Here is a 6,241-nt window from a genome sequence, read left to right on the forward strand (position 1 = left end):
CGCCGGCCACGTGGCGGCCGCGCCCGCGCGCGGCCTGCTGCACGCGGCGCACCGGCCGTTCCGGCTCGACTATGGCCGCGCACGGCAGGTGCATGTGATCAACGGGATGGGGGTCACGCTCGGCGATTCGGTGATCGGGCTCACCGCCCTGGCCGCGCTGCGCGCAGCGCATCCGGGCCTGGGCTTCATGCTGTACCGGCCCGCCCGCGCGCCGCGCTACGTCGATGCGCTGTACGCGCTCGCGGCCGACATCGTCGCGCCGTCGCGCGCGCTGCCGTACCCCGCCGACGCGCTGCCGGCGGACGCGCCGTGCATCGACGTCGGTAATCACCTGTACTGGCCCGCGTTTGCCCGGTTGCCGATGATCGATTTCTTCCTCGACGCGCTCGGCGTGGAGCCTGCCTCGGTGCCGGCATCGGCCAGGCGCAACCGCTGGCTCGCGCGGCTGCCGTTGCCCGCGTTGCCCGCGCAATGGCAGCGTCCGTACGTGCTGTTCTGTCCGAACGCGAGCACCGCGTTGCGCAGCGTGCCGCCTGCCCTCCGGGCTATGTTCGTCGAACAGCTGGCCCGGCGCTACGGCTTGCCGGTGGCCGGGTTCGGGCCGGTCGCGCATCCCGCGTATGTCGACGTGAGCGCCGATGCGGCAGGCGATACGGCCCGGTTCATCGCATGGGTCAAGGGCGCCAGCCTGCTGTTCGCGCCCGACACGGCCGCGCTGCACCTTGCCGACGGTTTCGACGTGCCGACGCTCGCATGCTTTACAACGATCGAGCCGGCGCTGCGCGTACGCGACTATCTGCATTGCGTGCCGGTCGCGCTCGACGTGCCGGCCGAATTGCACGGGCTGCATCGCAGCGAGCGGCCGGCCGATCTCGCGGCGGTCGAGGCCGCTTACCGGGCGATCGACTGGGACGCGCTGGCCTGGCCCGCGCCGCGCAAAGCCGCGACGACCGCTGATCAGGAAAACCGGACGCGAGCATCCGCAGCGTGGCCGAAAGCGCAATAGCGTGCCCGCACCGCCTGAGCCTGAGCCTGAGCCTGAGCCGAGCCCGAGCCCGAGCCCGAGCCCGAGCCCGAGTCCGAGTCCGAGTCCGAGTCCGAGTCCGAGTCCGAGTCCGAGTCCGAGTCCGAGTCCGAGTCCGAGTCCGAGCTTGAGCCCGAGTCAGGCTCACCCCGACTGCCGCCCCGCGCTCACCCCGCCACCATCACCGCGCGATCGCGCAGCGTCTCCGACGGCCGCTTGCCGAACAGTCGCCGGTAATCGGTCGCGAACTGGCTGAGATGCCAGAAGCCCCACGCCTCCGCAACGTCCTGCACCGAACCGGCCGCGCGGCCGCACAGGTCGCGCCGCGCGCCGTTCAGCCGCAGCGTGCGCAGGTAGGTGGCGGGCGCCATGCCGAGCACGTCCTGGAAGCAGTACTGCAGCGTGCGCCGGCTCACGTGCAACTGCTCGCACAGTTCGGGCACGCCGACCGGGCGCGTGCGGTGCGCAAGCACGTAGTCACGCGCCTGTTCGACGATCCAGCGGCGCATCGACGGCGCGCGGCCGGCATCGTCGTCGGCCGGTTGCGCGCACACGTCGAACAGCGCGGCCAGCACCTCGGCCTGCAGGTCGTCGCGCTGCGCATCGGCCAGCGGGCCGGCCATCGCCACCGCCCCGTCCAGCCGGCGGCCGAGCAGCGCGCACAGGCGCGCGAGCCGCGCATCGCCGACCTGCATCACGCGCTGCGTGAACAGCCGCTCGTCGAGCGCACGGTGCTCGACCTCCTCCGCATAACGGCGCAGCACGTCGCCGCGCACGACGATGCCGTAGATCGAGAACTGCGCGGGCGTCACCAGTTCGAATTCGACGTTGCCGGGCCGGAACGCGAGCGCGCCGGGCCCGATGCGGCACGCATCGACGCGCGCGGTGCCGTCGCTCACGAGCGGGATGCCGAACCAGTACGCATCGCCGCGCACCTCGCACGCCTGGCGCAGCAGGTGGCTCGTCGATTCCCGAAACAGTTTCATCGTGTCGAGCGGCAGCTCGGTCAGCGTGCCGACGAAACGGCCGGCCGCGAGCTGGTCGTAGGTCTGCCGCCAGCCGATCAGGTTGCGCGCCTGCTCGTCGGCGTCATGCGCGACGCTGACGACCGCCTGCCCGGCCAGCGCGTCGTCGCCCTGCGCGTTGCGCCGCGTGTCTTCGGCTGTCGGTTCTTCGCTACACGCCACGTGTTGGTCCATCGTGTCCTCCCTCACCTGCCCGGAACCGCGTCTGTCACGCAAGTCCCGTGCCGAACCGCGCGGTTCGGCGAACGGCCCGTCATTCCACGTTGTCCGGCCGTTGCGCGCCGTCCGGGCGCACCCGAAGGCGGCGTGCCGCGCACGCCGCCGGTGCGATCCGCGCGACGACCGCGCATCTCGACCGCCGCCGGCCGCCGAATCCCGGCTACCCGGCCGGCTTCAGCCGCACGACCCGCGTGCCGCAATTGCCATACGCCTGCGCGACCGCCAGCTCGACGATCGCGCTTCCGGCCGGCCAGGGCGCCGCGTCGGCTTCGGGCAAATCGGCGCGCAGCGTCGCGCGACCGTTGATCCGGTAGCGGATGCCGCGCACGAAGTCGACGAACAGCAACCCGACGCCGCAGCCGTCGCATGCCGCCGCATCGATCCGGCCACCGGCGCCGGGAGCGGCAGGCAACGCGAACCGCAGCGTCTTCGTGTCGATCACGCGGACGACCGGCAGCAGATCGCCGTTCGCGTCGCGCATGCCCGGCACGATGTCGCAGGTCACGGATGTGCGCGAGCCGCCCGCAGTGGCGATGAACATGAACGGCTGAGATTCGACGAACTGCCGCACGCCGATGCTCACGCGTGTCGTCACCACGTCGCTCATCCGCTCGGCTTCGTCGGCCACGCCGAAGCGGTGCTGCGCGTCGAGTTCGCCCGCATGGAACACGGGGTGACGCGGAAAGGATCGGGGCAGTTCAGCCATGCTGGTTTTCGTTACACGCATCGGCACGCCGTGCCGCAGCGAAGACACGACGGCCGGTATCGTTTCCGGCGCCGGCCGCGACGATGCTCGGCCGACACCGGGGGTCGGATGTCGAAGTCGAAAATGGCGAAGCGCCGGGTGACCGGACGGGACGACGGCCACCCGCCGATAGCCGGTAGCCGGTAACCGCCGCATCGCACCCGCATGCGCAACGCCCGACGGACGGACAAACGTCACCCGGCCGTCGAACGTTGAACGCAGCCCGCGCGCCACGCGCCCCACCAATGAACCCCGGGATCATCCCGGCCGGCGCTGCCCTGCCGGCCGGCCGATCCCGGCGCTCCGCCACTGCGTCGACGCCCCGGTCAGAAGAACCCGAGCGCCTCGGCCTGGTAGCTGACCAGCAGGCACTTCGTCTGCTGATAGTTCGACAGCGCCATCTTGTGCGTCTCGCGGCCGATCCCCGACTGCTTGTAGCCGCCGAACGCCGCGTGCGCGGGGTACAGGTGGTAGCAGTTGGTCCACACGCGGCCGGCCTCGACCTCGCGGCCCATCCGGTACGCCCGCGTGCCGTTGCGCGTCCACACGCCCGCGCCGAGCCCGTAGAACGTGTCGTTCGCGAGTTCGATCGCTTCCTGCTCGTCCTTGAACGTCATCACCGACGCGACCGGCCCGAAGATCTCTTCCTGGAACACGCGCATCTTGTTGTTGCCGAGCAGCATCGTCGGCTTCACGTAGTAGCCCGTGTCGAGGCCGGCAGCCGGCGCCGTGCGTTCGCCGCCCGTCAGGCATTGCGCGCCTTCGCCGCGGCCGATGTCGATGTACGACAGGATCTTGTCGAGCTGCTGCTGCGACGCCTGCGCGCCGATCATCGTCTGCAGGTCGAGCGGGTGGCCGGCCTTGATGCGCTCGACGCGCGCGACCGCCTTCTCGATGAATTTCTCGTAGATCGATTCCTGGATCAGGATCCGCGACGGGCACGTGCACACTTCACCCTGGTTCAGCGCGAACATCGCGAGCCCTTCGAGCGCCTTGTCGAGGAACGCGTCGTCCTGGTCGAGCACGTCGGCGAAGAAGATGTTCGGGCTCTTGCCGCCCAGTTCGACCGTCGACGGGATCAGGCTGTCGGCCGCCGCGCGCAGGATGTGCTTGCCGACCGGCGTCGAGCCCGTGAACGCGATCTTCGCGATCCGCTTGCTGGTCGCGAGCGCTTCGCCCGCTTCCTTGCCGAAGCCGTTCACGATGTTGATCGTGCCGGCCGGGAACAGGTCGCCGATCAGCTCCATCAGCACGAGCACCGACGCGGGCGTCTGCTCGGCCGGCTTCATCACGACGCAGCAGCCGGCCGCGAGCGCCGGCGCGAGCTTCCATGCGGCCATCAGCAGCGGGAAGTTCCACGGGATGATCTGGCCGACGACACCGAGCGGCTCGTGGAAGTGGTACGCGACGGTGTTGTCGTCGATCTCGGAGATGCCGCCTTCCTGCGCGCGGATGCAGCCCGCGAAGTAGCGGAAGTGGTCGATCGCGAGCGGCAGGTCGGCCGCCATCGTCTCGCGCAGCGGCTTGCCGTTGTCGATCGTCTCGGCCACGGCCAGCAGCTTCAGGTTCTTTTCCATCCGGTCGGCGGCGGCGAGCAGCAGGTTCGCGCGCTCGGCCACGGACGTCTTGCCCCACTTGCGGCGCGCGGCATGCGCGGCATCGAGCGCCAGCTCGATGTCGTCGGCGCCCGAGCGCGGAATGCGGCAGAACGGCTGGCCGTTGATCGGCGACACGTTCTCGAAATACTCGCCTTTCACCGGCGGAACCCACTTGCCGCCGATGTAGTTGTCGTATTGCTGACGGTACGGGTATTCGACGTCGAGGCCCAGTTGTTTCAGGTCAAACGGGTTCATACATGTCTCCTGTTCATCGTGCTTGTGTGCGTACAGCGCCGGTTGGATCGCGCTGCATCGGTTTACGCAACATGCGTGCCAAACGGAACGGAAGCACGGCGACCACGGCCGGCCCGCGTGCGCACCGTGCCGTGTTCACCCACGCAGCACGGCGGGTGTACCCATTCTGAACAGCGCGATTGCGCAGCAGCCGGGCCGGTGTGCGAAATTTCCACAGTGCGCGGGCGCGCGGGCAGGCGGACGGCGGCCGCGATGCATGGCATGTCGCTTGCGTGCGCATCGTGCGTTTCCATGCAGCGGCGAGTGCGCCGACCGACACCATGAACGACCGCGGCCCCCTGACCGACGACGCCATCGCGTTCATCCGCGAGCAGGCGTTCCTGATCGTCGCGACCGCCGACGAAGGCAGCAACAGCGACTGCTCGTACCGCGGCCGCCAGCCGCGCGCCGACGGCTCGTTCGAGCCGCTCGTCGACGTCCCCGACCGCCGCACGCTCGTGCTGCCCGACTTCGCGGGCAACAACCTGTTCAACACGATCGGCAATCTGCTCGTGAATCCGGCCGTCGCGCTGCTGTTCGTCGATTTCGTGCGCCAGACGACCTGGCTCGTGCAGGGCCGCGCGACGATCGACGAGGATGTGCAAGGCCGCGCTCATCTGTGGCCGGACGCACGGCGCTATGTGGTGGTTGACGTGGAGCGGGCGCAGGCGCGCGCGGATGCGGCGCTGCCGCCGCTGGTGCTGGCGTGATTCACGCGATGCGCTGGACGGATCGTCGACTCGCGACGCAAACGACGATGAAACGACGCGGCGCTCCGGCTGCCGTGGCCGAAGCGCCCATGCATGGCGATACGCCGCTCAACGCCCGCGCGTTTCCGTGCAAGTCGCATCGATCCGGTTGCGCACCGGCACGTCGGCATGGGCGTGCGCGTCGGCACCGTCGCCCGCTTCGGCAGCCACCCGCCGCCCGCCGAGAAACACGAACACCACCATCGCACACAGCACGGTGACGCCCGCCAGACCGATCAGCAACCGGTCGAATGCATGCGCGTAACTCGCGAGCAGCGCCGCGTGGCCGACACCCGGCAATGCAGCCGCCGCGCCCGCGAGATCGCCGGTCGCGAGCCGCGCGGCCGCGCGCAGCGTTGCCTCGGGCGTGCCGGCTGCGCCCGCCGCCTGTCGCAGCCCCGTCTGCGCGAGTGCGGCCAGTACCGCGCCGACGATCGCGAGCGCGATCCCTTCGCCGGCCACGCGCGTCGTGCTGAAGATGCCCGTCGCCATCCCCGCGCGCTCCTTCGGCACGACGCTCACCGACAGCCCGTCCATCAGCCCCCACGGCATGCCGGCCCCGACGCCGATCGCGAGCATCGGCGCGA

At 70.3% G+C, this 6,241-nt stretch carries 5 protein-coding genes and 1 pseudogene; 2 read left to right on the top strand and 4 right to left on the bottom strand.

Features of this window, described 5'->3' with window-relative positions; genetic code table 11:
- On the top strand, window positions 1-1,006 hold a 1,006-nt coding region (locus L810_RS48190; protein ID WP_042978039.1), incomplete at its 5' end, for an ADP-heptose--LPS heptosyltransferase.
- 185 nt (window positions 1,007-1,191) lie between these two features.
- Here L810_RS48190 and L810_RS38675 read toward each other — a convergent pair.
- The 3 genes from L810_RS38675 to exaC all read right to left on the bottom strand — a co-directional run bounded on the left by L810_RS38675 (window position 1,192) and on the right by exaC (window position 4,866).
- Window positions 1,192-2,223: a helix-turn-helix domain-containing protein gene (locus L810_RS38675; RefSeq protein ID WP_042978041.1), complete on the bottom strand. Its 1,032-nt coding sequence runs from the start codon at window positions 2,221-2,223 to the stop codon at window positions 1,192-1,194.
- 205 nt (window positions 2,224-2,428) lie between these two features.
- The gene (locus L810_RS38680; RefSeq protein WP_021163583.1) at window positions 2,429-2,974 is read right to left on the bottom strand and encodes a hypothetical protein; all 546 of its coding nucleotides are present in this window, start codon (window positions 2,972-2,974) and stop codon (window positions 2,429-2,431) included.
- A gap of 365 nt (window positions 2,975-3,339) precedes the next feature.
- Window positions 3,340-4,866: an acetaldehyde dehydrogenase ExaC gene (exaC, locus tag L810_RS38685; protein ID WP_021163584.1), complete on the bottom strand. Its 1,527-nt coding sequence runs from the start codon at window positions 4,864-4,866 to the stop codon at window positions 3,340-3,342.
- 320 nt (window positions 4,867-5,186) lie between these two features.
- Here exaC and L810_RS38690 point away from each other — a divergent pair, with 320 nt between their 5' ends.
- A complete protein-coding gene (locus L810_RS38690; protein WP_021163586.1) occupies window positions 5,187-5,615 on the top strand; it encodes a pyridoxamine 5'-phosphate oxidase family protein in 429 nt (142 codons plus the stop codon).
- Between the two features lie 108 nt (window positions 5,616-5,723).
- On the opposite strand, the pseudogene L810_RS38695 reads toward L810_RS38690, so the two are convergent.
- Window positions 5,724-6,241 (bottom strand): annotated as a pseudogene (locus L810_RS38695) (MFS transporter); the annotation flags it as partial.

Origin of the sequence: Burkholderia sp. AU4i, assembly GCF_000466765.1 — a bacterium.
In the GTDB taxonomy this organism is placed as follows: domain Bacteria; phylum Pseudomonadota; class Gammaproteobacteria; order Burkholderiales; family Burkholderiaceae; genus Burkholderia; species Burkholderia cepacia.

What these genes read in the sequence shown, in the direction of transcription:
- L810_RS38675 (WP_042978041.1), bottom strand. Translation starts at nt 2,223, where the DNA reads ATGGACCAACACGTGGCGTGTAGCGAAGAACCGACAGCCGAAGACACG.
- L810_RS38680 (WP_021163583.1), bottom strand. Translation starts at nt 2,974, where the DNA reads ATGGCTGAACTGCCCCGATCCTTTCCGCGTCACCCCGTGTTCCATGCG.
- exaC (WP_021163584.1), bottom strand. Translation starts at nt 4,866, where the DNA reads ATGAACCCGTTTGACCTGAAACAACTGGGCCTCGACGTCGAATACCCG.
- L810_RS38690 (WP_021163586.1), top strand. Translation starts at nt 5,187, where the DNA reads ATGAACGACCGCGGCCCCCTGACCGACGACGCCATCGCGTTCATCCGC.